The organism is Amylibacter sp. SFDW26 (assembly GCF_009184395.1).
GTDB lineage: Bacteria > Pseudomonadota > Alphaproteobacteria > Rhodobacterales > Rhodobacteraceae > Amylibacter.
Map to the genome: position 1 here is coordinate 604387 of NZ_WEIC01000002.1, position 26522 is coordinate 630908.

A 26522-nucleotide genomic window follows, 5' to 3' on the forward strand; every position below is an offset into this window, starting at 1 on the left:
AAGGAGGCAGAACTTGCCTGAACATAAGGGGTTAAGTGTATGCATCAAGTAAAAAAAACCGAAACTAACCTAAAGATAGCTTATATTGCCCTAGGGTCAAATTTGAGTAGTGAATTGGGCGATTCGGTATCTCTTGTAAAATCTGCATATGAATTATTACTACAGCAAAGCATAATAATTGATAAAAGTAGTCCCATTTATGAAACACCTGCATTTCCAGCAGGAAATGGCCCAAATTACGTAAATACAGTTATAAAAATCAAAACCGCATTGAAACCAGACGCTTTATTAAGGGTTTTGCATAGCATTGAAGATGATTTGGGCCGCACGCGTGAAGTACGTTGGGGGGCTCGCGTTATTGATATCGATTTGTTGGATTATGATGGGTTATTGCTGCCTAACACAGGAATTTATGAGAAATGGCGTAATATGCCGCTAGAACAGCAAATTTCCACTTGGCCGGAAGGATTGATTCTTCCTCATCCGCGAATTGAAGATCGTGCTTTCGTACTTGTTCCGTTAAAGTCAATTGAACCTGATTGGGTGCACCCCGTGACCAAAGAGACTTTGGACGTATTGATCGCCCGTATTCCGCCACATGATTTAGATGCTGTCGTACTAATTTCAGATTGCTAAGATTGCGGCTATTGCCCTTGCCATTCTAATCGAAAACGCATATGTAGCCGTTTCATTCACACCATGTTTTGGAGTTCACAATGGCTCGTGTCACAGTTGAAGATTGCGTAGATAAAGTTTCTAACCGTTTTGATTTGGTTCTATTGGCGGCACATCGCGCGCGCGAATTGTCTACAGGCGCTGAAATTACAGTCCCACGCGATAACGATAAGAACCCTGTTGTAGCGTTGCGTGAAATCGCTGACGAAACTTTGACAGCTGAGCAGCTTCGCGAAGCAGCGATTGAAAGCCACCAAACACAAATTGAAGTGGATGAGCCAGAAGAAGATCAAATGGCACTTCTTATGGGTGAAGAAACAGACAAAGCGGATGACGATATGTCAGAAGAAAATCTGTTGCGCGCTTTGATGGAAGCACAAGAAATGAAGTAAGGACAAACTGTCAAGCCTTTGGCTTGGCACGGCGCCCAGATAAGGAGCAGCCGAAATGATTCCTGTTGAAGAACTTGTAGATCACGTCCGCACTTATAACCCTAATACAAACGTCAAACTCATAACTAATGCGTATGAGTATGGTAAGCTTATGCACGAAGGCCAGTTTAGGCATTCTGGCGAACCATATTTCACACATCCTATCGAAGTGGCTGTTTTGCTGTCGCAACAAAGTTTGGATGATTCAACAATTGTGACAGCCTTGCTGCATGATGTAATTGAAGACACAAAATCAACCTACAAAGAAGTTGCGAAGCGTTTCGGTGTAGAAGTCGCGCAATTGGTCGATGGCGTTACTAAACTTACCAATCTTGAGCTGACGTCAAAGGATGCAAAGCAAGCAGAAAATGTGCGTAAACTTCTATTGGCGATGTCCAAAGATGTACGTGTTATTCTTGTTAAGTTGGGTGACCGTTTGCATAATATGCGGACGATCAAACATATGCGTCCTGAGAAGCAGCAGCAAAAAGCACGCGAGACGATGGATATCTTTGCCCCATTGGCGGGGCGTATGGGTATGCAATGGATGCGTGATGAGTTGGAGGATTTGTCGTTTCGTGTGCTGAATCCTGAAGCGCGAAATTCCATTTTGCGCCGTTTCCTGACATTGCGAAACCAAACTGAAGATGTAATTCCGCAAATCACGCAAGATATTCGTGATGTATTACAAAAAGCTGAAATTGAAGCTGAAGTCGTCGGGCGCGAAAAGAAACCTTATTCCGTTTGGCGTAAGATGCAGGAAAAAAACGAAGGATTTTCACGGCTCTCTGATATTTATGCATTTCGTATTATTACCAATAACGAAGAAGACATATACCGTGCTTTGGGTGCTGTTCATAAACGCTGGACGGCTGTACCAGGACGTTTCAAAGACTACTTAAGCCAACCAAAATCGAACGGCTATCGCTCTGTACATACCACTGTATCAGGGCGCGATGGCAAGCGTGTGGAAATCCAGATGCGTACACGCCAGATGCATGATGTTGCTGAAACAGGTGTTGCGGCGCATTGGTCCTATAAAGATGGTCGTCGTGTTGAAAACCCATTTACGGTTGACCCCTTTACTTGGCTTGCTTCTTTAACAGAACGCTTTGATAAAAATGATGAACAAGACCATGAAGAGTTTCTTGAGCATGTGAAACTTGAGATGTTTTCGGACCAAGTTTTCTGTTTTACGCCAAAAGGTGATGTAATTCAGTTGCCGCGTGGGGCGACACCGATTGATTTTGCCTATGCTATCCATACACGTATTGGTGCTGCTTGTGTTGGTGCAAAAGTAGACGGTCGCCGTGTCCCGCTTTGGACTCGTTTACGTAATGGCCAATCGGTTTTGGTTACCACGGCAGAAGGGCAACGCCCTCAGCCAAGTTGGATTGATACGGTTGTGACGGGGCGCGCGAAGACAGCTATTAGACGTGCCTTACGAGAGGAACACCGTGAAGGGTATATTCGTCTTGGCAAAGAATTGGCGCGTGTGGCGCTTGAACATGTAGGTAAAAAATCCAGCGACAAGGCTTTGACAACGGCTTCGAATAAGATGGGCTTGAAGGATAAAGATGATCTTTTGGCACGATTGGGCAGTGCCGAAATGACGGGTTCTGATTTAGTGAGTGTCTTGTACCCAGAACTTATGAGCGAAGATAAGCAAGACATTGATCTTCCAGAAGCAAAGATCATTGGTCTTGACCCAGGACAATTTGCACAACCAGGTACATGCTGCCAACCATTGCCTGGTGAGCGTATTGTTGGAATTGCAACGCGCGGTAAGGGTGTTGTGTTTCATACTATGCATTGCGAACGTTTGGCGGAATATGAAGATCAAACAAGCCGTTGGATGGATTTGCAATGGACAAATGGACGAACTGAACCTGTAAACAATGCAACGATTGCAGTGACGATGGCAAATGATGCGGGCGTATTGGGGCGGATTTGTACTTTAGTGGGTGAGCAAAACGCGAATATATCCAACTTAGAGTTTACAGAAAGAAAGCCTGATTTTTATAGAATGATGATTGAAATACAGGTGCGGGATGTGGAACATCTGCACAATGTAATGACTGCGGTTGAGGCTGATTCGGATGTTGCCACTGTTAAAAGAAAACGTGGACGCAGATCTGATAGTATGAAATCGCAGAACCCTGTTGGTGTGACGGAGCAATAAGGCGTGTTTAAACGCAGGAATAAACAAAGCTACTGGCAAGGATTTGTCGAGTTTATGTATCCGCGCAAAGGGTGGAGAAGGGGGATTGATTATATCAGTCACCGTTTGAAACGTTTGCCCGATACACCGCACCGAATTGCGCTTGGGATCGCAGTTGGGGTCTTCATATCGTTTTCCCCACTCTTCGGTCTGCATTTCTTAGCCGCTTGGTGGCTTGCACTGTTGGTTCGTGCAAATGTGTTTGCTGCATTGTTAGGTACATTTTTTGGCAACCCGTTAACATTCCCGTTTATTGCAGCGACCAGTTACCAACTGGGCCTTCGTATGTTGGGAAAGACAAAAGAACAAACAACCGCTTGGGTGCGATTGGTTGATTCCTTTGAAGAGGCCTTTGGAACGATCTTAGGAAACATCAAATCTTTGTTTGGACATAAGCAAAGCAGTTGGGATGGGTTTATGGAATTCACCCAAGATGTATTCATGCCGTATTTGATTGGTGGGATCATACCTGGGTTTATTGCGGCTGTTGTTTGTTACGTTTTCTCAAAACCCCTTATTGCGACTTATCAAAAACGGCGTAAGCTGAAGATGGAAGAACGCAAAGCCCGTAAATTGGCGGAACGCGACACTGAGTAACTTAAAGTCTGCTTAATTTAGCAAAGTGAGGCCTTTATATGGACACACAACATAATAAAATCCGCCTTGGTGTAAACATTGATCACGTAGCAACTGTGCGGAATGCACGTGGTGGAGCAGTACCTGATCCAATGCGTGCAGCATTATTGGCAGAAAAAGCTGGTGCGGATGGTATTACCGCACATTTACGTGAAGACCGCCGTCACATCGTGGATGCAGATATTGATGCATTAATGGCAAATCTTACCGTTCCATTGAATTTTGAAATGGCTGCGACTGACGAGATGCAAAAAATTGCATTGCGTCATAAACCACACGCTGTTTGTCTGGTTCCTGAAAAACGTGAGGAACGTACGACTGAGGGTGGCTTAGAAGTCGTGCGCGAAGAAAACAAGCTTGCACGTTATATTGCGCCATTGCGTGATGCTGGATGCCGCGTTTCGATTTTTATAGCAGCAGATCAGAAACAAATTGAAGCGGCTCACCGAATTGGAGCACCTGTCATTGAATTACACACAGGTGCTTATTGCGATGCCCATGCCGAAAGACGCTTTGATGAACGCGATGCAGAGCTAGAACGTTTGCGTGATATGTGTGCCTTTGCAACTTCATTAGGTTTAGAAGTACATGCGGGACATGGTTTGACCTATGATACGGTTCAACCAATTGCAGCGTTTCCAGATATTGTGGAATTGAATATTGGGCATTTTTTGATTGGTGAAGCGGTTTTTGATGGACTGGAAACAGTCATTGGTAAAATGCGTAAACTTATGGACGACGCATGATCCTTGGTGTTGGAACAGATCTTGCAAATATTGAACGTATCCAAGGTACTTTGGAGCGATTTGGCGATCGTTTTAAAAACAGAGTTTTTACGGAAATAGAACAAACTAAAGCAGAGCGCCGAAAAGACGTTGCTGGAACCTATGCAAAGCGTTGGGCGGCAAAAGAAGCCTGTTCAAAAGCTTTGGGTACAGGGTTAGCAATGGGGATATCTTGGAAAGATATGGCCGTGAAGAATTTAAGCACTGGGCAACCAACAATGGAGTTATCTGGCTGGGCAGAAGAACGGCTTTTGGAAATGACACCCGAAGGACATGATGCGTTTGTTCACGTAACATTGACTGATGATCACCCGTGGGCACAGGCGTTTGTTGTTATTGAAGCACGCCCCAAAGCTTGACTATTACTGTATCTAGGGCCATGAAGCTGGCATAACAATAAGGGTTTATGAAATGGCTGAAAAGCAATCAGAAGGTATTGGAGAAACGATCAAAACGATTGTGTATGCATTACTTATCGCAGGTGTCATTCGGACACTCTTCTTTCAACCATTTTGGATTCCATCGGGTTCTATGAAATCGACACTATTGGTTGGTGATTTCATGTTTGTGAATAAAATGGCATATGGGTATTCTAAGTATTCATGCCCTTGGGCACTGTGCCCAATCTCTGGCCGTATTTTATCGAGTGAACCAGAGCGCGGTGATATCATTGTCTTTAAACATCCAACACGTGGTGTGGATTACATCAAACGTTTGATTGGCCTTCCAGGTGATAAGGTGCAGATGAAAGCGGGCCAACTTTATATCAATGATAAAGCGGCACCATTGAAAACTATAGATAATTTTATAGAGGTTAAGTTACCACAAGGACCATTGGGCAGCACGCCAGCTTGTTATAATCAACCAGTTGCATTGGGCGGTTCATGTGAAAAAGAGGCGTTCAAAGAGACGTTACCAAATGGTGTAGAGCATACTGTTTTGAATGTACGAACTGCGCGTTCTGATGATACGCCTGTATTCAATGTACCCGCAGGCCATTATTTCTTTATGGGTGATAATCGTGACAATTCCCAAGATAGCCGTGTCCCATTAAGCTTGGGGGGTGTTGGTTACGTGCCTGCAGAATATTTGATTGGTCGCGCGGACCGTGTGATTTTCTCATCAGCTGGTAAACGTATGTTGTATTTCTGGACATGGCGTGCAGATCGTTTTTTCAAGGGGCTTGAGTGAAACTCGCGAGTGAACTGAAAGATTTTTGCGAACGGTTGGGACACCAGTTTTCCCAACCAGAATTGCTGATAGAGGCGACAACGCATTCGTCCCTGAGTTCGGCAACGCGATCTGATAATCAACGGCTTGAGTTTCTGGGTGACCGTGTATTGGCACTGGTCATCGCGCAAGCGCTGTTGAATAAAGACAAAGAGGCAAGTGAAGGTTTGTTGGCGCCACGATTTAATGCGTTGGTGCGTAAAGAAGCTTGTGCTGATGTTGCCGTGCAAATTGATTTAGGCTCGGCGCTAAAGCTTGGTCGCTCTGAAATGTTATCAGGTGGCCGTAAAAAAATAGCCATCCTTGGGGACGCGATGGAAGCTGTGATTGCTGCGATCTATTTGGATGCGGGTTTTGATGTTGCCGAAGAGGTAATTTTACGCCTTTGGGGGGGGCGGATTAACGCTGCAAAGGATGATGCACGTGATCCGAAGACCACATTGCAAGAGTGGGCACAAGGGCAAAAGATGCCTCCGCCGAAGTATGTTGAAATTGGGCGCAGTGGCCCTGACCATGCTCCCATCTTTGAAATAGAAGCGCAGCTTTCGAATGGGGGCTCAGCCTCAGCCAGCGCATCGTCAAAACGCCAAGCACAGCAAATGGCTGCGGCGAAATTATTAGAACAGGTAGACACTTAAAATGACCGATACACGTTGTGGATATGTTTCCCTGATTGGTGAACCAAATGCAGGTAAATCTACGTTGATGAACCATTTGGTAGGCGCCAAAGTTTCGATTGTGACGCACAAGGTTCAAACCACACGTGCCCGTATTCGGGGTATTGCAATGGAAGATAATGCGCAGTTGGTGTTTGTTGATACACCAGGGCTATTTCAAACACGCCGCAATCTGGACAAAGCAATGGTGGCTGCGGCTTGGTCTGGTGCCAATGATGGTGACATCGTGGTTTTGATGATCGAAGCGCATCGTGGGATTACACCTGGTGTTGAAATGATCCTTGATGGACTTGAGGGCCGCATTCACAAAAAACAACGTGTCATCCTTGCGATCAATAAAATCGACATGGTGAAGTCAGAAAAGCTTTTGGCACTGACCAAAGAGATGAATGACAAATACCCGTTTGAAGAAACCTTTATGGTGTCCGCGGAAAAGGGATTTGGAATAAAAGAACTGCGCGCTTATTTTGCGAAGAATGTTCCAGAAGGGCCTTGGTTGTATCCAGAAGATCAGATTGCAGATGTTCCATTACGTTTGATTGCAGCGGAAACCACGCGTGAAAAACTGATGCTGCGGTTGCACCAAGAACTGCCGTATTTCCTGACGGTTGAGACTGTGGGCTGGGAGCAGAAAAAAGATGGTTCTGTGCGCATTGACCAAGTTGTCTATGTGATCCGCGAACGTCACAAAGGTATTGCGTTAGGGCCAAAGGGCCAGACAATGAAAGCGGTCAGTATTGCATCGCGGACAGAATTGAAGAACCTTGTTGGTTCAGAAGTGCACTTGTTTATTCAGGTGAAAGTGCGTCCGAAATGGGAAAACGAGGCAGAGCGCTTTACGGAAATGGGTCTGGATTTTTCAGACACGCGTAAATGACACCACGCCTGACCAGCGACTTATGGGTGAGTGCGTATTTAAAGCGTCTCCAGCTGGTTAACATTCCTGCTTTTGTGATTTCCAAAGGTGACGCTACGGCGGGCGCTGTGATTATCAAATTGAATACGCTGGACGGTGCTGCGCGTGCGTTTCACCGCAGTTATGATTTGGATGGCAACCGCGTATGGGCGATTTTATCCGAAGGGGATGAACGTGAGGTGGATGAAAGCCTGACCAAGCAACGGTCGTTTGATCCTGATATTTGGATGATTGAAGTCGAAGATCGTGATGGGCGTCATTTGTTGGATGAAGAGGGGTTGAATTGATGAGGCCGTGTAAAACGGTGTGAGTTGACTTTAACGCTGCTCATGGAAATGTTCGCTTTGATCCTTCATCTACCTAGTCGAGCTATAAAACTTTGGAAACAATGCCTACCCCTTCGCTGTGCTCGAAGTTGTCTTGGTGTAGCGCCACCTAACATGTGATTTGGCCTATCCATCCATTCAACCATACTTTCAAGATTTCCATTAAGTGCATGTTTGCGTAACCAAGGGACAAAATCTATATCAATATTTAATGCCTTTGCATATTCGACATCATCATGCGTAGCATATCTTTTCCGAGCGGCTTCCCACCGCTGGGGAGAATACGGTTTTTCTTTTTGTAGTATCTTGACCATCGCTTTAAAATCTTGATCAACCTTGAGAGTTTTTTGGTTTATAAATGTGTGTTCTTGGCTGTGTTTATTTTTAAAGGGATTATAATTTGCCACGGATTTCACCTATTACATTTAATTTTTTTAAACACATAAACATCATAGCAGACAATAGTAAATGAACGTCCGCTTTGTCCCCCATAGCTGACGTTAGTGATGGTGAATGCGGTTTGCGTTTTCATAACGAGCTAACACAAGACATACCTATTGCCCCGTCACCATCATTGGCTGGCGGGGTTTTGCATTATCGTATTATGTAAGTTGTAAAAGGTGGCGCCACCTAAGTGCGGTTATACGTGCCGAACAGGGACTTTATCCCCTGCACCTAATAAAACGTTGTTTCGGTGATTTTCGCATTTGATGCTGTCACACACCCTTTGAAAACCCATGAACCACTTTGCTAGCGGGGTTAGTTATACAGCTTATATGGTTAACGTCGGTTTATAGCTGCGTACGCTGGGGTTATATCCGTTGCGTTAGAGCATTTATTGATAGGATAGTTTGTGTATAACTGCATCTTATGGAATGGCAGGGTACAGGCGTAATTATCTCGGTTCGTAAGCACGGTGAAACATCTACGATTGTGGATGTTCTGACCGAGGATTATGGACGCCATGCGGGTATTGTGCGCGGTGGGGCATCGCGCAAGCTTGCCCCGATATTACAACCCGGAACACAGGTGGATGCGGAATGGCGTGCGCGGCTAGAGGAACACCTTGGCAGTTACAAACTGGAACCTGTGCAATCACGCGCTACGATTTTATCGGATCGTTTGGCATTGGCGGCAATGGGGTCGGTTTGCGCATTGATCAGTTTTGCCTTTCCAGAACGCATGTCGTTTCCACGTTTGTATGTGGCGACAGTAAATTTATTGGATCAGATGAGTGCAGGGCAGGCGTGGTTGTCGGATTATGCCTTATGGGAACATGCTGTGTTAGAAGAGCTTGGCTATGGTTTGGATTTAGACAGTTGTGCTGCCACGGGGGACATGCAGGATTTGATTTATGTATCCCCAAAATCAGGGCGTGCTGTCAGTCGTAAGGCAGGTGCACAATGGGCTGATCGAATGTTACCTTTGCCGCGTTTTTTGCGGGCACAAACGGCCACGAAAGAGGCGCAAGAGGTGCTTGATGCACTGAAGACCACAGGCTACTTTTTAGAAAGACGTTTGGCGCCAGCATTGGGGAATAGGCCATTGCCAGAGGCGCGTGGGCGATTTGTGACGGTACTTACGAAGACAGTAAATAAAGGTGATTAGTCTTTTTTATAAACCATTACGACTTCAAAGCCTGTAACTGATCTTAAAACCAGTGTGTCACCTATGACTTCAACTGACGACATTATGCGTAGGTTCTCAAAGTACTCTTGTTCTTGCTTTAGGGCTGGGCACGCAACTTTAGTAGCGCCTATATCTCCGATTTCGAACCAAGGAAGCGGTGCTGATTGTGTTGCAAAGTAGCGGTTACAAGGTGCGCGACCTGAAATGCGGCCTTCTTCAGGAAACTCTAAGGTTATTCTCTCTGTGATAGCTTCATCATTGACCGATTGCAGAACCCACACATCAGTTGTTTCTGTCTGGCTTGATACGGTTTCGTCCGGAGAACAAAAGCTCAGAATAGCGGTTAAAATAAGAGAAGCACGTAACATATCAATAGGTTTTCAGAGTATGGGCCATATTTCAAGGCAATAAAAAACCGCGCTGACAACAACGCGGTTTTTCATGGTGTCAATTTTGGTGTGTCTTAAGCGCCGATTTTGATTGCCAATACATCTTCGCTAACGTGGCTTTCATATTGGCCGAAGTTGTCAGAGAACATTGTAACCAATTTAGAAGCATTCGCATCATATGCTTCGCCATCTGTCCATGTTGAGCGTGGATCAAGCAATGCATCATCAACACCAGGAACGCTTACGGGAACGTCGAAGCCAAAGTTTGCGTCTTTGCGGAATTCAGCGTTGTTCAATGAACCGTCTAGCGCTGCTGTTAGCAATGCGCGTGTTGCTTTGATTGGCATACGAGAGCCCGTGCCGTAAGCGCCGCCAGTCCAACCTGTGTTGACCAACCAGCATTTAGCGCCTGTTGAAGCGATCTTGTCACGCAACAATGCGCCATATGCTTCTGGGCGACGTGGCATGAATGGAGACCCAAAACATGTTGAGAATGTTGGTTGTGGTTCTGTTACACCGCGTTCTGTACCAGCCACTTTAGATGTGAATCCTGATAGGAAGTGGTACATGGCTTGTGCTGGTGTCAAACGTGCGATTGGAGGCAGAACACCAAACGCATCGCATGTTAGCATGATGATGTTCTTTGGTTGACCACCAAGAGCTGTTTCAGATGCGTTTGAAATGTAGTGCAATGGATACGCACACCGCATGTTTGCTGTCAGGCTGTCGTCCTCAAAGTCCAATTCTTTGGTGTATTTGTCGTACACCATGTTTTCGATGACTGTGCCGAACTTTGATGTTGTTGCAAAAATCTCTGGTTCTGCTTTTTCAGACAGAGAGATTGTTTTCGCGTAACAACCACCCTCAAAATTGAATGTAGTTGTATCTGACCAACCATGTTCGTCATCACCGATTAGGATACGGTTTGGATCGGCTGATAGTGTTGTTTTACCTGTACCTGATAGGCCAAAGAAAACGGCTGTGTCTTGCTCGTCGCCAATCGCGTGGTTGGCTGAACAGTGCATCGGCATAACGCCTTTTTCTGGCAGTAGGTAGTTCAGGATTGAGAAAACAGATTTTTTGTTTTCGCCAGCATACTCAGTGCCGCCGATTAGGATTAGTTTTTGCTCGAAAGAAATCGCGATGATCACATCTGAGCGACAGCCGTGTTTTGCTGGGTCTGCTTTGAAGGTCGGGCAATTCACAACTGTGAATTCTGGTGTGAATGTGTCCAGTTCTTCTGCTTCAGGGCGACGCAACATTGTGCGGATGAATAGGGAATGCCAAGCAAGCTCTGTAATCACGCGTGTATTCAAACGGTATGCTGGGTCTGAACCACCGAATAGGTCTTGTACGAAGTATTCGCCGCCAGCCATGTGCGCGAACATATCCTTTTTCAACTGTTCAAAAGCGTCCATTGCCATTGGCGGGTTGTTTTCCCACCAAATGCTGTCTTTTACAGATGGCTCATCAACAACAAATTTATCTTTTGGGGAACGACCTGTGTATTCACCTGTTGAAACCAGGAAAGCACCACCTTTGCCAAGATCACCTTCGCCCTTTTGTAGAGCTGCTTGTACCAAAGCAGGCTCCAATAGATTGTAGTGAACGGACTTAAGACCAGAAATGCCTGTTTTTTCCAACGTTTGTGCTGGGTTAACGCGACCTGTTTCCATGTTTTCGGTGCTCCTTGGGCAAATTTTGTGATCTGCCATTAGTTTTTTCGTGCCCAAAAGTGCCGAGCACGTAGAATTTACGAAACTTTCCTATATGAAAGTTGCCGCTGTATAACATGTGAGAATTTGAATGGAACGCCCGTTTTTGGTCAATTTCGCGCAGTTAACGTTAACGTTTGTACGTTATTTTGGCCAATTGTGATGAAAAAATGACACGATTGTGCCGTCTTCGACAAATTTAAGTTGATTCTGCGACTCAGGTAGCGGAATATAAAGAAAATAAAAATAATAAATAATGCAGTGCAGGCAATATCAGAGGGCAGTATGGCTAAAATAGCTTTGGTTGATGACGACCGTAATATTCTTACGTCGGTTTCTATGACGTTAGAAGCAGAAGGGTATGACGTTTCTACATATAATGACGGATTGCAGGCGTTAAACGCCTTCAACGAAACAATGCCGGATATGGCAGTGTTGGATATTAAGATGCCACGTATGGATGGCATGGACTTGTTGGGACGTCTTCGTCAGAAAACGGATATGCCAGTGATCTTCCTTACATCTAAAGATGATGAGATTGATGAGGTTCTTGGGCTTCGTATGGGTGCAGATGATTATGTACGCAAACCATTCTCGCAACGTTTGTTGGTAGAACGCATTCGTGCAATCCTGCGTCGCCAAGAAGCACGCCTTTCGGATGCAGGTTCTCCTATTGCAGAAGAAGCAAATGAAAGTTTGATCGAACGCGGTGAATTGACAATGGATCCAATGCGCCATGCGGTGACTTGGAAAGGTCAGGCTGTTTCGCTGACAGTAACAGAATTCCTTTTACTTCAAGCACTTGCAACGCGCCCAGGTTTTGTAAAAAGCCGCGACCAGTTGATGGATGTTGCGTATGATGATCAGGTTTATGTGGATGACCGTACAATTGATAGCCACATCAAACGCCTACGCAAAAAGATGCGTTCTGTAGATGATGATTTTAGCGCCATTGAAACGCTTTATGGCATCGGCTACCGTTACAACGAACAATAAGATCATGGCAAACGCAGAGATAGATATGGCTTCGGATATGAACGTATCTGATAGTGGTCGTGATGAATCGAAAAAGAAGCCTACGGGTTTCAAACGTTTTTTTTGGTCGTCAGCATTGGCTCGTCGGATTATCGCATTTAACTTGATTGCGCTTTGTACGCTTCTTTTAGGGATGCTGTACCTGAGTCAATTTAGCAATAATATTGCGGATGAACGCTTTGCAGCATTAAAGGTTGAAACAAATCTTTATGCACAAATCTTACAAGAACGCGCTGCGAATAATACAGAATCTACATCTGCAAATGATGCTTTGCTAAGCGCAATGGTGGATAGTTTACCATCGGCTGGTGCCACCGAAGTTCGTATTTTTGATGCAAATAACGTGGCTTTGACAACAATCGCTGCTGATGAAGCGGCTGTTTTATCGCATGAAAGCTCTAAATTCGGTGAGTTTTTAGATAGCATTTTAGGTAGTTTAGTTGCGCCCTTTAAAAGCCCTGCTGATGCTACACAAGCACGAGATGCAGATGAGATTTCTGAAAGCCTAGCAGTTAAAGTCCAAGCAAGTGGTGCGCAAACGCTGAAAGATACAACACAGGCAGGGCAAGAAATTGTTGCTGCGGGGCAAGTGATCACTGTGGATGGTACTGTTGTTGGTTCTGTTGTGGCATCTACACCTGCAGGTTTGATGGATGATTTACGTGCACAAGAACGTAATAATATCCTGCGCTTATTCGTTTTTGCCGCTGTATTATCGGTTGTTCTATCACTGGTTCTTGCGAATACAATTGCGAACCCGATCCATGTTTTGGCTTCTGCCATGGATGCAGGTACAACATCGAAGTTACGCAAAGACAGTCCTGACCGTGTGCGTATTCCTGATATGACAGGTCGTGATGATGAGATTGGCCATTTGTCTAGTGCAATGCGCAATATGACATCTGCATTGTATCACCGCATCGAAACGAATGAGCAGTTTGCAGCGGATGTGGCGCATGAAATTAAAAACCCATTAGCGTCTTTACGGTCTGCAATTGAAACTTTGCGTATCGCTCCAGAGGGTGAAAAACGTAATCGTTTGCTGGATGTTGTTGAACATGATGTCCGTCGTTTGGACCGTCTTGTATCGGACATCTCAAACGCATCCCGCTTAGATTCAGAACTGGTTAAAGAAGAAGAAGACAATTTTGACCTGACATTAATGCTAGAACGCATCGTTGACTTCCACACTATGGAAGCAAAAGAATCTGGTGTTGAAATGTTGTTTGATAAGCCTGATGAAAAGATATTTATCGATGGCTTAGAGGAACGTCTTGCTCAGGTTTTTGTGAACTTGATCACTAACGCAGTTTCGTTTTGTGAAAAAGGTGATGCAGTTCGTTTGTGGGCACGTCGTGTTGAGAACCGTGTTTTGATCGTGGTCGAAGACACGGGTGAAGGCATTCCTGATGATAGCTTGGCGAAAGTTTTCAAACGCTTTTATTCAAACCGCTCCGCAGAAAACTTTGGAAACAACTCTGGCCTTGGCTTATCCATTTCAAAAGAAATCGTTGAAGCGCATGGTGGTGTAATCTGGGCGGAAAACATTCGTGCTAAAGGAGCCGATGAAGATACTGCTCCTTTAGGTGCGCGTTTTGTTGTTGGGTTGCCAGGGTGATCACGAAGCTGGATCTTGGATTAGTCCACGGGTCCTGTGTTGATTTTGACGGAAAAAGTATCCTCGCAATAGGACCATCGGGTGTGGGCAAGTCATCACTTGCTTTACAACTGATTGCGCTGGGCGGTGTTTTGGTTGCGGATGATCAAGTTGTTTTATCATCTGGTGAAAAAGGTGTATTTGTTTCAACTCCGCAAAATATTCATGGACAGATTGAAGTCAGAGGTGTTGGTCTTTTGAAATGCCCAAATCTTGATAAGTCGCAGCTAAATCTTGTCGTAGATATGACATTAGAACAAACTAAACGCTTACCTGACCCAAAAACTGTTGCGATCGGTTCACATCATATCAATTTTATAGCGGGAAAAGATGTGCAAAACTTGCCTATAGCTGCCAAGATACTTAATTTATTTGGATATAGTCAGCTAATGGACACTCTCAAGTGAATAGCCAAAAACAAAATACGAATATCGTACTGGTAACAGGTCCGTCTGGTGCGGGGCGCAGTACGGCGATTAATGTATTTGAAGACATTGGCTATGAAACGATAGATAATATGCCTTTGTCACTATTACCGAAGCTTTTGTCAGGACAACCAACTGGTCGTCAAATGGCGCTTGGTGTCGATATAAGAACCCGCGATTTTAATGTTGGTACCGTTTTGGATATCCATGAAGAGATAAATCAAACTGAAGGGTTTTATAGTACGATATTATACTTGGACTGCGGTACGGATGTTTTGGTTCGCCGTTATAGTGAAACACGCAGGCGGCACCCTTTATTACCTGATGATGCACCAGAGTTTGGGATTGCTGGAGAAAAAAAGATACTATCCAAACTGCAAGCGATGGCAGACACGTTGATTGATACATCAAGATTGTCTCCACATGACCTAAAAACAGAGTTGATAAAGTGGTATGGGGATGCGGTGCGTGATCATATGTCTATTACGTTACATTCGTTTTCTTACAAACGAGGGGCGCCGCGTGGAGTGGATATGACATTTGATTGCCGGTTCTTAAAAAATCCGTATTGGGACAAGTCATTACGAGATTTGAATGGTCTGGACAATCGTGTTGTAGATTATGTAAAAACAGATGATAGGTTTTCTGAATTTTTCGATCGTTTGAATGGGTTATGTGGGTTTCTATTGCCTGCATACATCGACGAAGGGAAAGCTCATTTCTCTATAGGCTTAGGCTGTACGGGCGGGCAACACCGCTCGGTTTGCGTGACGGAAGCTTTGGGGAAAAGCCTTGCAGACTCAGGTTGGCATGTATCTATACGCCACAGAGAGTTGGAAAGACAGTAATGCGTATCGTAAGAGAGGCACAGATTTGATCGGGGTTGTGATCGTTGCACATGGCGGGTTGGCTAAAGAGTATTTAGCGGCAGTTGAGCATGTTGTTGGGAAGCAAGAAGGCATTCAAGCTATTTCCATTGCTGCCGAATGTGACCGTATGGCAAAGCAAGAAGAAATTTGTGCTGTCGCGGATAAATTAGATACTGGAGACGGTGTAATCGTTGTTGTTGATATGTTTGGTGGTTCTCCTGCAAATCTCTCTATGATGGCCTGCTCGGCAAAGAAACGTAAAATCCTCTATGGTGCAAACTTACCGATGTTGGTTAAACTGGCTAAATCACGAAACCTGCCCGTTGAACAAGCCATAGAGACGAGTATGGCTGCAGGTAAAAAATACATGAACTGCTGTAATTGCTAAACGATAAAGGCAGCTCAAAATGACGAAGACCCTTACGATTATAAATGAAAAAGGCCTACATGCGCGGGCATCAGCCAAATTTGTTGAAATGGTTGAAAATTTTGATGCTGATGCTGAAGTTAGTAAAGATGGCATGACAGTAGCTGGAAATTCCATTATGGGTCTGATGATGTTGGCGGCGTCCAAAGGAAGCACGATCGATGTGACCACCTCGGGAGAACAGGCAGAGGCTTTAGCGGACGCTTTAGAAATGCTTGTGGGGGATTATTTTGGTGAGGGCCAATAGATATGACTGAAGCAAATACACAAAGCGAAGCAGAGCAGATCAAACTGTATGATCGATCTGAACTGACTTATGCGAACTCATTTCCTAATTTCTGGAAACGTTTATTTATTAAAACGGTTGAGACCTTCACAGCACGTTTACCATTGTTGTGGCATATGCGTCAGTGGGAAAAAGACCCTAATAAAGATCCACACTTTTGGACGTCCGTTCTGGATCAGATGAGCATTAAGGTTACAACCCCAGAGGATCAAAGAAATAATATCCCAGAAACGGGCCCAGTTGTGGTCGTATGTAACCATCCGCATGGTTTGGTTGACGGTTTGGTCTTGGCGTGGTTGCTGTCAAAGCGTCGCGAGGATTTTCAGATCATTACTCGTGCCTTGTTGAATGGTGTTGATGTTGCTGCGAAGAACTTACTGTCTGTAAGTTTTCCTCATGAAGAAGACGCCGTTCGTAAAAACTTAAAGACGCGCAAAGATGCAGTTACAAGCGTTAAAGATGGCCACTGTGTTGGTGTATTTCCTGCCGGCACTGTATGCACTAGTAAAACAGCGTTTGGGCCTGTGGTCGAAGCTGATTGGGGCACATTCACATCAAAGCTTATCTTGCAAACTGATGCACAAGTTGTGCCAATCTTTTTCCAAGGTTCAAACTCACGTGCGTTTCAGATTGCCAACCGTATTGCGGATACATGTCGCCAAAGCTTATTAATGTATGAAATTAAACGTGCTTTTGGCAAGGAACAGGCGCCTATAGTGGGAAAACCAATTGGTCGCGACGTTTTGGATAAGTATAAAACTGATGCCGAGGGCTTGATGGCATTTTTGCGCCAAGAGACATTAAATTTAGACCCGAAAGCAAAACACTAACCACGAGAAAGCCCTGAGCATCTGTATTTATTTAAGTTTATAACATAAGCTTATTTTATTACGGAGAATGTATATGAGCTTGGCATTTCTTGATGAGATATTTGCTGCCTTTGATGTAAGTGATAATCATTTATCGAAAATCACTGTATCGAATACGGATGAGAATTTACCGTCATGGTTTGAAACATCTGATTTAGCTGTCGCAACTATGGCTGCGGCTGGTGTAATGGCCTCGCGGGTCTTATCCGACGATCATTCAGAAGTGATTATAAATAAACGCTTAGCGTCATTGTGGTTTGATATGACTCTACGGCCAATTGGCTGGTCGCTCCCTCCGATTTGGGATGCAATTGCAGGTGATTACCAAACTGCAGATGGTTGGATAAGGTTACACACAAATGCGCCGCATCATAGAAAGGCAGCATTATCTGTTTTAGGTGATTATTCAGACAGGGAAAGCCTAAGGCCTGTTGTTGCTGGCTGGAAAAAAGATGACTTAGAGCTGGCTATTGTTTCAGAAAATGGATGTGCGGCCTCTATGCACGATATGGTAACTTGGGCAAATCACCCGCAAGGGCAGGCTGTTGCATCAGAGCCATTAGTGGAGTTCATCAAACGAGGCGAGGTCGCGCCAACCGACAGATCTTTGAGTGGTCTTAAGGTGCTAGATTTAACACGTGTATTGGCTGGGCCTATTGCAACGCGTTTCTTAGCAGGTTTGGGTGCAGATGTATTGCGTATTGATCCACTTGACTGGGAAGAGGACAGCGTTGCGCCAGAAGTTACATTGGGTAAACGCTGTGCTGGGCTGGACTTGCGTGAAAGAGATGATCGAAAGATATTTGAAGAGCTGTTAAAACAAGCTGATGTATTGGTGCATGGATATCGTGCAGATGCTTTAAAAGGTTTAGGGTATAGCCCAGAGGCTTTACGTATATATAACCCAAAACTGGTTGATGTCTGTCTGAACGCATATGGTTGGACTGGGCCGTGGGCTATGCGGCGTGGCTTTGATAGTTTGATCCAGATGAGCAGTGGTATTGCAGATTATGGGATGAAAATGAGTGGTGCGAACAAACCTACACCTTTACCAGTACAAGCACTCGACCACGGTACGGGTTATTTGATTGCCAGTGCTGTTTTAAGATGTCTTCAGGAAAGAGCACAAACTGGAACCGTGATGTCGGCCCGATTGTCATTGGCACGTGTGGCACACTTATTATCCAGTTCTAAACGTACGGATATTCATAATACTACGGTGTCTACAAATGCTAATGACTATGCAGATGAAATTGAAAAGACGGTTTGGGGAAATGGCCAACGTATTTCGTTTCCATTACAGATTAATGACGTTGAGTTCGATTGGGCATATCCAGCTGGGCCTTTAAGATCATCACATGCGAAGTGGTTGTAATGTAATAAAAAAGGCCCGCGAAAATCGCAGGCCTTTCAAATTATATATCTTTATTTGTTTACAGCGCGTCAGTTAGCTCTGGAACCGCGTCAAACAAATCTGCAACCAGACCGTAGTCAGCAACTTGGAAAATAGGTGCTTCTTCGTCTTTGTTGATTGCAACGATAACTTTACTGTCTTTCATACCAGCAAGGTGCTGAATAGCGCCTGAGATACCTGCAGCGATGTACAGATCAGGAGCAACAACTTTACCAGTTTGGCCAACTTGCCAATCGTTTGGTGCGTAACCGCTGTCTACAGCCGCACGAGATGCGCCAACAGCAGCGTTTAGTTTGTCAGCCAAAGCTTCGATGATTTTGAAGCTTTCTTCTGAACCAACACCACGACCACCAGATACAACCACTTTCGCAGATGTTAGTTCTGGGCGATCAGATGACTGAACCTTGTCTTCAATCCATTCTGACAAACCAGGGTTTGCAGCAGCTGCGATTGTTTCAACAGAAGCTGAACCGCTTTCGTCAGCAGCGTCGAAACCAGCTGTACGGATAGAAACAACTTTCTTACCGTCAGATGATTTAACAGTTTGGATTGCGTTACCTGCGTAGATTGGGCGCTCAAATGTGTCGCCATCAACAACACCAGTGATGTCAGAGATAACCATAACGTCCAACAATGCCGCTACACGTGGTAGGATGTTTTTTGCAGATGCAGTCGCTGGAGCTACGATGTGATCGTAGTCGCCTGCTAGTGAAACGATAAGGTCAGCGATTGGCTCTGCAAGACCGTTGCCATAAGCAGCGTCGTCTGCACAAAGAACTTTAGCAACACCGTTTAGTTTTGCTGCTTCCGCAGCTGCGTCAGCACAGCCAGCAGATGCACAAAGAACAGTAACATCACCCAAAGCCTGAGCAGCTGTTACAGCTTTACCAGTTTGGTCTAGTGAGATTTCGCCACCAGCAACTTCAGCTAATAATAGAACAGCCATTATAGTACTCCCGCTTCGTCTTTAAGTTTCGCAACCAACTCAGCAACGCTACCCACTTTGATACCAGCGGCGCGTTCTGCTGGCTCTGATGTGCCAACAACTGCCAAACGAGGTGCTACATCAACGCCAAGATCGGCTGGTGATTTCTCGTCCAATGGTTTTTTCTTTGCTTTCATGATGTTTGGCAAAGAAGCGTAACGTGGTTCGTTCAAACGTAGGTCAACTGAAACGATCGCAGGCATTTTCACCTTGATTGTTTGAAGACCGCCATCGATTTCACGTGTTACTGTCGCGCTGTCGCCGTCTACTGATAGCTCAGATGCGAATGTTGCTTGTGACCAACCCAATAGAGCTGACAACATTTGGCCTGTGGCGTTCATGTCGTTGTCGATTGCTTGTTTACCACAAAGAACCAAGCCTGGTTGTTCTTCGTCGATCACAGCTTTTAGCAATTTAGCAACTGCCAAAGGTTCGATGTCTGTGTGTACGTCATCTGTCGCTTCGATCAGAATGGCACGGTCAGCGCCCATAGCCAATGCTGTACGCAAAGTCTCTTGTGATTGTTTCACACCGATAGACACGGCTACAATCTCATCAGCTTTGCCAGCTTCTCTTAGACGGATCGCTTCTTCTACAGCGATTTCATCAAAAGGGTTCATGGACATTTTGACGTTTGCAAGATCAACACCGCTGCCGTCCGCTTTTACGCGTACTTTTACGTTATAGTCGATCACGCGTTTGACAGGTACTAGCACCTTCATTTGCGACTCTCCGAGTTAAATAAAGTCTCAATAATTATGAGACACCAAAATTATTCCACACGTTTAAGCCAAGAATGATTGTAAATAAAGACAATATTCGTCTTAAAATGCAGACGTTACGTCGTGTTTGTTACAGTTTTACGTCGCTTTTATGCTGTGAAAAAATAAATGAAAATTTCACGCTTATGAAATTGCTACTGATTCCCTCCAGGAACCCAAAGTACGTCATTTATACCGTTATTGTTTGCGACACGTGAGGCCACAAAAAACCAATCAGATAAGCGATTTAAATATTTAACCGCAGAGGCATTAACATCTTCTTGGCCAGCAAGAGTAACAGCTAAACGTTCGGCACGTCGCGAAACTGTTCGGCACAGGTGCAATTGCGCTGCAAGGGCGGAACCACCTGGCAGAACAAAGCTGCGTAAAGGCTCTAAATTTGCATTCATTGCGTCGATTTCTGCCTCAAGACGATCGACTTGTTTTGGGAGAATGCGCAAAGGCGTATATTCAGCATCTTTGTCTTTTGCCATGTCTGGGCGGCAAAAATCAGCACCAAGATCGAATAGATCATTTTGAATACGTGAAAGGGCGGTATCCATATCACCATCAGCGTGTTGACGCGCAAGGCCGACAGTCGCGTTAGTTTCATCGACTGTGCCATAAGCATCGACACGGGCTGAATCTTTTGCAACGCGTGTGCCATTGCCAAGCGCCGTTTCACCTTTGTCACCTGTACGTGTGTAAATTTTATTTAGTACAACCATATCAACCACCATTTCCGCGAAGCATTACATAAAGCAGGATCAAAGCCACAGCAAAAGCTTGTGCAATAATACGCCACCTCATTAATTTATTGGCATATTTACGATTGAAATCGCCACCCGTTGTAAAACCGCCAAGACCGATCATTAGGATTACTAAGACAAGCAAAATTGCGATAACGACGATAGCATATAAAACGCTTACAGGCATAATAGAATCCTTGTTCTGTTTATCGGAACTTAATCCGATGATAGGGCAAGTCTAGGCGTATTTATCTACATGCGACTAAACACGTAATCTAGGGCGCGTGTTGAAAGGATACGTTTTAAAAAGCCAGAAATATAGGTTGGTGTTGTAACATAGTATCGTGGCCTTGGGCGAGGCGATTCAAGTGCATGGATTAATTTCTTGGTTACAGCGGATGAGGGCAATTCACCCGGATCAGGTTTCGTATCTTTGGCGTACAGACGTGGGATAAGGCTGGTTTCGTACATCTTGCGCCCTAACGAGTTTTCCCAGTCGATCCATTTTTCAAACTGTGGCTGTGCTTTGACACGGATATCTGTGGTAATCGGGCCCGGTTCTACAAGGATGATATCGATTGGGTGATCGCGTAACTCTAGACGTAATGTATCTGTAAGGCCCTCCATTGCGAATTTGGTGGAGTTGTAAGCGCCGCGCCCACGCATGGCAGTTAGGCCAAGAACGGAAGAACAGTTGATGATCCGTCCGTGGCCTTGTTTATGCATTACAGGCAGCAGTTGATTGATCAGATCGAAATATCCAAAGAGATTTGCCTCAAAGATTGCACGCAATGCATCGCGTGGTAAATCTTGGGTGAAGCCAGGGACGGCATAGGCGCCGTTGTTGTAAAGCGCGTCTAGTGTGCCACCTGTGCGCTTCAATGTTTCTTTAACTGCGGCCTTAACACTGGTTTCGTCTTCATAATCCAGTTCAAAACTTTCCAAACCCTCATCCCGTAAACGTTCGCAGTCTTCAGGTTTACGGCAAGTGGCAAAAACGCGCCAACCACGTTTGTGCAACGTATGGGCGCAATCATACCCGATTCCAGAAGAGCATCCCGTGATGAGAATTGTTTTTTGTGCCATGTCCCCGCCCATTTATAAGTTTTCTTGCAAGAAAGTCGTCGAAAACCGCGCAAAGGTCTAGACCCTTTATCATCGACCGATTACACATCATCTATGGCTGATATTATTGATGACAACAACATGTCCGACGATGCTGGTGGATTGACCACATCTGAACCTTTACGCCGCGCTATTGGGGATCGTTACCTGACCTATGCGCTGTCTACGATTATGCACCGTGCTTTGCCCGATGCGCGTGACGGATTAAAACCTGTTCACCGCCGCATTATGTATGCCATGCGCGGTTTGAAACTTGATCCAGCGGGATCATTCCGTAAATGTGCGAAGATCGTGGGTGAGGTGATGGGTAATTATCACCCACACGGCGACCAAGCGATTTATGATGCTTTGGCGCGTTTGGCTCAAGATTTTAACGTGCGCTATCCGTTGGTGGATGGTCAGGGTAACTTTGGGAATATCGATGGCGATAACCCTGCTGCCCAACGTTATACTGAGGCGCGTTTGACGGAAGCGGCCCAAGCTTTGATGGTTGGCTTGTCTGAGAATGCTGTGGATTTTCGTCCGAACTATGATGGGTCTGAGAATGAACCAGAGGTATTACCAGCGACTTATCCAAACCTGTTGGCAAATGGCTCATCAGGTATTGCTGTTGGTATGGCGACAAATATTGCGCCGCATAACTTGGGCGAACTTTGCGATGCTGCGATCCATTTGATCAAAGCCCCGAATGCGCGTGATGAAACTTTGTTGGATTATGTGCCAGGGCCAGATTTTCCAACAGGTGGTATTTTGATTGAACCGCGTGAGAACATTCTGGAAGCGTACCGCACAGGGCGTGGTTCTTTCCGTTTGCGTGCGCGCTGGGATACAGAAGATTTGGGTCGTGGGCAGTGGCAGATTGTAGTCACAGAAATTCCGTATCAGGTTCAGAAGTCAAAGCTGATCGAAAAAATTGCTGAACTGATCCAGTTGAAAAAGATACCGATCCTTGCAGACGTGCGCGATGAAAGTGCCGAAGACATTCGTTTGGTTCTAGAGCCTCGTGCAAAGACGGTTGACCCTGCGGTTCTGATGGAAACGTTATTCAAGCTTTGTGATTTGGAAATTCGTTTCAGCTTGAACATGAACGTGTTGATTGATGGGCGCACGCCAAAAGTGTGCTCCATGAAAGAAGTGCTGCGCGCCTTCTTGGATCACCGCCGTGAAGTTTTGCAGCGCCGTTCTAAACATCGTTTGGATAAGATTGATCGCCGTTTGGAAGTGCTCGAAGGCTATATCGTTGCCTTCTTAAACTTGGATCGTGTGATTGAGATTATCCGGAATGAAGATGAGCCAAAACAAATCATGATGGCAGAGTTTGAACTGACGGATGTTCAGGCCGAAGCTATTTTGAACATGCGCTTACGTGCATTACGTAAATTGGAAGAGATGGAATTGCGTAAAGAACGTGATGATCTTCTAGTGGAGCGTGCTGATCTTGATGACTTGCTTGGTAATGAAGATTTACAGTGGAGTAGCATTACAGAGCAGTTACGTGAAACGCGTGATAAGTTTGGCAAGAAATCTGAAGGCGGTGAACGCCGTACAGAATTGGCAGATGCCCCTGAGGTGGAAGAAGTGCCGATTGAGGCGATGATCGAAAAAGAACCGATCACGATTGTTTGTTCTGCGATGGGTTGGATACGGGCCATGAAAGGTCACATTGATCTGGGCCAAGAGTTGAAGTTCAAAGACGGGGATGAAAGCCGTTTTGTGTTCCATGCTGAAACGACGGATCGTTTGTTACTACTTGGCGCAAATGGTCGTTTCTACACATTGCCATGCAGCCAGCTGCCTGGTGGTCGTGGGATGGGTGAACCTGTACGCTTGATGGTTGATTTGCCGAATGAGGCAGAGATGATTGATTTGTTTATCTATAAACCTGGTGGAAAGATGTTGGTTGCATCCTCTGCTGGTGATGGTTTTGTGGTGAATACGGATGATGTATTGGCGCAAACACGCACAGGCAAGCAAGTGCTAAACGTTCGTGGTGAAACGAAAGCACATGTATGTAGACCTGTTGTTGGGGATCATATCGCTTGTGTTGGCGAAAACCGCAAAGTTCTGATTTTCCCAATTGATGAATTGCCAGAAATGGGACGCGGTAAAGGTGTGCGTTTGCAAAAGTATAAAGATGGTGGTTTGAATGATGCTACGACCTTTACTTTGACCGAAGGGTTAAGTTGGCTAGATCCTGCGGGCCGTACGCGCACTGAAGCTGAACTGAATGAATGGATTGGCAAACGCGCCTCAGCGGGCCGTATGGCCCCGCGTGGTTTCCCAAGAGATAATAAGTTCAATCTCTAAATTCAGGCCGTTTGAACCTCGAAAGTCATGACAGTATTATCTTTATGTCAATCACTTATCTACATGTCCCAGTTGGGGCGTGTAGACAATTTTAAAGCGGCGTAACCTTCAGTGGAACCCCACCATCTGGTCGTAGAGTGATAATCATGACAGGTTTAGGAGTTTTACCAGCGATCTTTTCGAATTTGTAACGCGAGATAAGCGTGGCCAGTATTATCTTGGCTTCGATCATAGCGAATTGTGCACCAATACAAATACGAGGACCATCCCCGAATGGTAAGTAAGCATAACGTTCTGGTTTATAGTTATCGGCAAAGCGTTCTGGATCAAATTGATCGGGGTTGTTCCACAATGATTGATGTCTGTGCAGCGCATAAATTGGCAACATAACCGTATCTTTGGGCTGTATTGGTCGTTTGCACAATTCATCATGCTCTTGTGCGGTGCGGGATACCAAGGCTGCTGGGGGATAAAGTCGTAAGGTTTCTTTGATCACTTGCTCTGTATAAGGTAAGGCATCGCAATCTTCGGCAGTTGCAATGCGGCCATCTAAAACACTTTGTGCTTCGGCACGGAGTTTATCTTGTACTTCTTCATCAAACGCACAAAGATAAAGCGCCCATGCTAATGTAAGGGCTGTCGTTTCATGGCCCGCAACGATGAAGGTTAACAAGTTATCTCGTAACTCCGCTGTATTCATCTTGCGTTTTGTCTCAGCGTCTTCGCCCTCTAACAACAAATCGAGAAGGTCGGGAATGTCTTTACCGCCCTCATCTTTACGCCGTTGAATAGCTTCATTTGCTAAGGCCTGCATGCGCTTCAAAGAGTTGGGGCGAAACATGCGTGATGGGCGAGGCACCCATGTCGGTAAGCCGATAATGTCAAATAAAGACATCTTGGCGGTTTGCTCGATGTAATTATCAATGGCTTTATGGATGTCAGAACTGTCCACGGTATCTGCTGAGCTGAAGGTCACGTTTGAGATTACTTCAAAAGTTGCGGCAACCATTTCTTCAAACAAATCGGCCTGACCATTGGCTTTGTCTAAACGTTCACAGGTTGTTTCTGCCGCAGCAGACATAATGGGTGCAAGATTTGAAATATTGCGGTGTGTGAAAACGGGGGAAGCTGCACGCCGTTGCCAACGCCAATGCGCCCCTTCTGCAATAAACATGCTTTCGCCGATTGCGGGTTTCAGCATGTTTTTTGTAATGTCAGACTTGGGGTAAATATCCAGTTTTTCTTTTAACATGCGACCAATAGCAGTTGGATCCATTACCATATGCCAGCGAACACTGCCCATTTTTCCAGAAACGATGGGCTGTTTCGTAGCAATCAGCGGTATAATTTCCAGAACATTACGCCTTGCTGCCATTAAGGACTGAATAGGCCCCCAAACATCAGTTACAAGTTTTACTTTTGGGGGTTCAATGCCTGCATCTAAAATCTTTGTCATAATATGACCCATAGGAGGTTGTGTCAGTATTTAAGCTAGCACAACCAAAAGGAATGACCAGACAGGTTTGAAAATATTAAATTGACCGTTGATTTTTGTTGAAAATAGCAGTACCGCAACTGCATTGAAATGTAGGGACCTACGTGGCCCGACGACTTAGGAGAGCCACAATGGCAAAAGAAAAGTTTGAACGTAATAAGCCGCACGTTAACATTGGCACAATTGGCCACGTTGACCACGGTAAGACAACATTGACAGCAGCGATTACAAAGCAGTTTTCGGACAGCTTTAAAGCGTATGATGAAATTGACGGCGCACCAGAAGAAAAAGCACGTGGTATCACGATTTCTACTGCACACGTTGAGTATGAAACAGAAGGTCGTCACTACGCCCACGTTGATTGCCCAGGTCACGCTGACTATGTGAAAAACATGATCACTGGTGCGGCTCAAATGGACGGCGCTATTTTGGTTGTGAACGCAGCTGATGGTCCTATGCCACAAACACGTGAGCACATTTTGTTGGGT

The 26522-nt window shown here is 45.3% G+C and carries 30 protein-coding genes; 21 read left to right on the top strand and 9 right to left on the bottom strand.

Annotated features, from left to right (window positions below):
- The first annotated feature begins 39 nt into the window (after positions 1-39).
- The 10 genes from folK (at position 40) to F9L33_RS09350 (ending at position 7858) form a co-directional block, all read left to right on the top strand.
- Positions 40-636, top strand: coding sequence for a 2-amino-4-hydroxy-6-hydroxymethyldihydropteridine diphosphokinase (gene folK, locus F9L33_RS09305; RefSeq protein WP_152142473.1), 597 nt, complete (start codon positions 40-42; stop codon positions 634-636).
- Positions 637-716: 80 nt separating this feature from the next.
- The gene (rpoZ, locus tag F9L33_RS09310) at positions 717-1067 is read left to right on the top strand and encodes a DNA-directed RNA polymerase subunit omega (protein WP_152142474.1); all 351 of its coding nucleotides are present in this window, start codon (positions 717-719) and stop codon (positions 1065-1067) included.
- 55 nt (positions 1068-1122) lie between these two features.
- Complete coding sequence (locus tag F9L33_RS09315; protein ID WP_152142475.1) at positions 1123-3288, top strand: bifunctional (p)ppGpp synthetase/guanosine-3',5'-bis(diphosphate) 3'-pyrophosphohydrolase; 2166 nt, start codon at positions 1123-1125, stop codon at positions 3286-3288.
- Between the two features lie 54 nt (positions 3289-3342).
- On the top strand, positions 3343-3924 hold the full coding sequence (locus tag F9L33_RS09320; RefSeq protein ID WP_226804056.1) for a DUF2062 domain-containing protein: 582 nt from the start codon (positions 3343-3345) through the stop codon (positions 3922-3924).
- A 38-nt stretch (positions 3925-3962) separates the two neighbouring features.
- The gene (locus F9L33_RS09325; RefSeq protein WP_152142477.1) at positions 3963-4709 is read left to right on the top strand and encodes a pyridoxine 5'-phosphate synthase; all 747 of its coding nucleotides are present in this window, start codon (positions 3963-3965) and stop codon (positions 4707-4709) included.
- Entirely contained in the window at positions 4706-5107 is a 402-nt protein-coding gene (gene acpS / locus F9L33_RS09330; RefSeq protein ID WP_152142478.1) for a holo-ACP synthase, read from the top strand. The genes F9L33_RS09325 and acpS overlap by 4 nt, the downstream gene beginning before the upstream one ends.
- 52 nt (positions 5108-5159) lie before the next feature.
- Positions 5160-5939 carry a signal peptidase I gene (gene lepB, locus F9L33_RS09335; RefSeq protein ID WP_152142479.1) on the top strand — a complete coding sequence of 260 codons (780 nt, stop codon included), beginning with the start codon at positions 5160-5162 and terminating at the stop codon, positions 5937-5939.
- Positions 5936-6616: a ribonuclease III gene (rnc, locus tag F9L33_RS09340; protein WP_152142480.1), complete on the top strand. Its 681-nt coding sequence runs from the start codon at positions 5936-5938 to the stop codon at positions 6614-6616. The genes lepB and rnc overlap by 4 nt, the downstream gene beginning before the upstream one ends.
- A gap of 1 nt (position 6617) precedes the next feature.
- Positions 6618-7532: a GTPase Era gene (era, locus tag F9L33_RS09345; protein WP_152142481.1), complete on the top strand. Its 915-nt coding sequence runs from the start codon at positions 6618-6620 to the stop codon at positions 7530-7532.
- Positions 7529-7858, top strand: coding sequence for a DUF1491 family protein (locus F9L33_RS09350; RefSeq protein ID WP_152142482.1), 330 nt, complete (start codon positions 7529-7531; stop codon positions 7856-7858). The genes era and F9L33_RS09350 overlap by 4 nt, the downstream gene beginning before the upstream one ends.
- 65 nt (positions 7859-7923) lie before the next feature.
- Here F9L33_RS09350 and F9L33_RS09355 read toward each other — a convergent pair whose 3' ends face one another.
- On the bottom strand, positions 7924-8304 hold the full coding sequence (locus F9L33_RS09355) for an antitoxin Xre/MbcA/ParS toxin-binding domain-containing protein (RefSeq protein ID WP_152142483.1): 381 nt from the start codon (positions 8302-8304) through the stop codon (positions 7924-7926).
- Between the two features lie 463 nt (positions 8305-8767).
- On the opposite strand from F9L33_RS09355, the gene recO reads away from it, so the two are divergent.
- The gene (gene recO / locus F9L33_RS09360) at positions 8768-9505 is read left to right on the top strand and encodes a DNA repair protein RecO (RefSeq protein WP_152142484.1); all 738 of its coding nucleotides are present in this window, start codon (positions 8768-8770) and stop codon (positions 9503-9505) included.
- Here the strand turns inward: recO and F9L33_RS09365 are convergent.
- Together F9L33_RS09365 and F9L33_RS09370 are read right to left on the bottom strand one after the other, a co-directional pair.
- On the bottom strand, positions 9502-9894 hold the full coding sequence (locus F9L33_RS09365) for an META domain-containing protein (RefSeq protein ID WP_152142485.1): 393 nt from the start codon (positions 9892-9894) through the stop codon (positions 9502-9504). The two genes, recO and F9L33_RS09365, sit on opposite strands and share 4 nt — an antisense overlap.
- A 95-nt stretch (positions 9895-9989) precedes the next feature.
- A complete protein-coding gene (locus F9L33_RS09370; RefSeq protein ID WP_152142545.1) occupies positions 9990-11591 on the bottom strand; it encodes a phosphoenolpyruvate carboxykinase in 1602 nt (533 codons plus the stop codon).
- Positions 11592-11915: 324 nt separating this feature from the next.
- Here F9L33_RS09370 and F9L33_RS09375 point away from each other — a divergent pair, with 324 nt between their 5' ends.
- From F9L33_RS09375 to F9L33_RS09410, 8 genes are all read left to right on the top strand, one after another.
- Positions 11916-12626, top strand: a complete 711-nt coding sequence (locus F9L33_RS09375; protein ID WP_152142486.1) for a response regulator transcription factor — start codon at positions 11916-11918, stop codon at positions 12624-12626.
- A complete protein-coding gene (locus F9L33_RS09380; protein ID WP_152142487.1) occupies positions 12565-14283 on the top strand; it encodes an ATP-binding protein in 1719 nt (572 codons plus the stop codon). Before F9L33_RS09375 ends, F9L33_RS09380 begins: the two co-directional genes overlap by 62 nt.
- Entirely contained in the window at positions 14280-14729 is a 450-nt protein-coding gene (locus tag F9L33_RS09385; RefSeq protein ID WP_152142488.1) for an HPr kinase/phosphorylase, read from the top strand. Before F9L33_RS09380 ends, F9L33_RS09385 begins: the two co-directional genes overlap by 4 nt.
- Entirely contained in the window at positions 14726-15595 is an 870-nt protein-coding gene (gene rapZ / locus F9L33_RS09390; RefSeq protein WP_152142489.1) for an RNase adapter RapZ, read from the top strand. Before F9L33_RS09385 ends, rapZ begins: the two co-directional genes overlap by 4 nt.
- 25 nt (positions 15596-15620) lie before the next feature.
- A complete protein-coding gene (locus tag F9L33_RS09395) occupies positions 15621-16004 on the top strand; it encodes a PTS sugar transporter subunit IIA (RefSeq protein WP_152142546.1) in 384 nt (127 codons plus the stop codon).
- A 19-nt stretch (positions 16005-16023) separates the two neighbouring features.
- A complete protein-coding gene (locus tag F9L33_RS09400) occupies positions 16024-16290 on the top strand; it encodes an HPr family phosphocarrier protein (RefSeq protein WP_152142490.1) in 267 nt (88 codons plus the stop codon).
- A 2-nt stretch (positions 16291-16292) separates the two neighbouring features.
- The gene (locus F9L33_RS09405; RefSeq protein WP_152142491.1) at positions 16293-17159 is read left to right on the top strand and encodes a 1-acyl-sn-glycerol-3-phosphate acyltransferase; all 867 of its coding nucleotides are present in this window, start codon (positions 16293-16295) and stop codon (positions 17157-17159) included.
- 73 nt (positions 17160-17232) lie between these two features.
- Complete coding sequence (locus tag F9L33_RS09410) at positions 17233-18573, top strand: CoA transferase (RefSeq protein ID WP_152142492.1); 1341 nt, start codon at positions 17233-17235, stop codon at positions 18571-18573.
- Between the two features lie 58 nt (positions 18574-18631).
- Here F9L33_RS09410 and F9L33_RS09415 read toward each other — a convergent pair whose 3' ends face one another.
- From F9L33_RS09415 to F9L33_RS09435, 5 genes are all read right to left on the bottom strand, one after another.
- Entirely contained in the window at positions 18632-19558 is a 927-nt protein-coding gene (locus tag F9L33_RS09415; protein ID WP_152142493.1) for an electron transfer flavoprotein subunit alpha/FixB family protein, read from the bottom strand.
- The gene (locus tag F9L33_RS09420) at positions 19558-20319 is read right to left on the bottom strand and encodes an electron transfer flavoprotein subunit beta/FixA family protein (RefSeq protein WP_152142494.1); all 762 of its coding nucleotides are present in this window, start codon (positions 20317-20319) and stop codon (positions 19558-19560) included. Before F9L33_RS09420 ends, F9L33_RS09415 begins: the two co-directional genes overlap by 1 nt.
- Positions 20320-20513: 194 nt before the next feature.
- Positions 20514-21086 carry a cob(I)yrinic acid a,c-diamide adenosyltransferase gene (locus F9L33_RS09425; RefSeq protein ID WP_152142495.1) on the bottom strand — a complete coding sequence of 191 codons (573 nt, stop codon included), beginning with the start codon at positions 21084-21086 and terminating at the stop codon, positions 20514-20516.
- Position 21087: 1 nt separating this feature from the next.
- Complete coding sequence (locus tag F9L33_RS09430; protein ID WP_152142496.1) at positions 21088-21294, bottom strand: twin transmembrane helix small protein; 207 nt, start codon at positions 21292-21294, stop codon at positions 21088-21090.
- A gap of 65 nt (positions 21295-21359) precedes the next feature.
- Entirely contained in the window at positions 21360-22193 is an 834-nt protein-coding gene (locus F9L33_RS09435; RefSeq protein ID WP_152142497.1) for an SDR family NAD(P)-dependent oxidoreductase, read from the bottom strand.
- 93 nt (positions 22194-22286) lie between these two features.
- On the opposite strand from F9L33_RS09435, the gene parC reads away from it, so the two are divergent.
- Positions 22287-24539 (top strand): DNA topoisomerase IV subunit A, encoded by a 2253-nt coding sequence (parC, locus tag F9L33_RS09440; protein WP_152142498.1) that lies wholly within the window; start codon positions 22287-22289, stop codon positions 24537-24539.
- 91 nt (positions 24540-24630) lie between these two features.
- Here parC and F9L33_RS09445 read toward each other — a convergent pair whose 3' ends face one another.
- Positions 24631-25995, bottom strand: a complete 1365-nt coding sequence (locus F9L33_RS09445; RefSeq protein WP_152142499.1) for a cytochrome P450 — start codon at positions 25993-25995, stop codon at positions 24631-24633.
- A gap of 170 nt (positions 25996-26165) precedes the next feature.
- Here F9L33_RS09445 and F9L33_RS09450 point away from each other — a divergent pair.
- The coding region (locus F9L33_RS09450) for a GTP-binding protein (RefSeq protein ID WP_152141920.1) at positions 26166-26522 on the top strand (357 nt) is incomplete at its 3' end.